Raw genomic sequence first — 502 nt, 5'->3', positions numbered from 1 at the left:
TCACCACGGTGTGGTTAATGACTGGGGTGAAGTCGTAACAAGGTAACCCTAGGGGAACCTGGGGTTGGATCACCTCCTTAAACCTAGACTCGCAAGTGTCCACACGAATTACTTGATTCCAGCGAATAGAGATCGGGGCTGAACAGTTAAGATCAACTGAGTATCGTAGGTTGGATTAGCGTAGCGTAATCCAACAAATTGCAGTGCTCGGCAAGATATTCAGGACTGTAGCTCAGCTGGTTAGAGCGCAGCCCGGCCGCGAATGCGGATAAAAAGTAGGGTGAGGTCGGCAGTTCAAGTCTGCCCCGCCGAGCCACTGTTGATTACCCGTTTTTAGGACTGTAGCTCAGCTGGTTAGAGCGCACCCCTGATAAGGGTGAGGTCGGCAGTTCAAGTCTGCCCAGTCCTACCAAATTTCCGCAATGCGTCGTTGAAGAAAGCTCACGTATGTCCATACGCTACGCTTTCCTTCGCCTAGCCTTGCGAAAATTGCCAAAGATTT

Annotated in this window: 1 tRNA gene and 1 rRNA gene; both read left to right on the top strand. The window is 50.8% G+C overall.

The annotated features are described in order from the left end of the window. Nucleotides 1–80, top strand: a 16S ribosomal RNA gene (locus tag IE111_RS24360); the annotation flags it as partial. Between the two features lie 255 nt (nucleotides 81–335). Next, nucleotides 336–412 (top strand) — tRNA-Ile (locus IE111_RS24355). Nucleotides 413–502 lie beyond the last annotated feature (90 nt).

Origin of the sequence: Saccharospirillum salsuginis (assembly GCF_014651855.1) — a bacterium.
Taxonomy (GTDB): domain Bacteria; phylum Pseudomonadota; class Gammaproteobacteria; order Pseudomonadales; family Natronospirillaceae; genus Saccharospirillum; species Saccharospirillum salsuginis.
The sequence above is the reverse complement of the archived record's forward strand: the minus strand, read 5'-3'. Positions and strand labels throughout refer to the sequence as shown.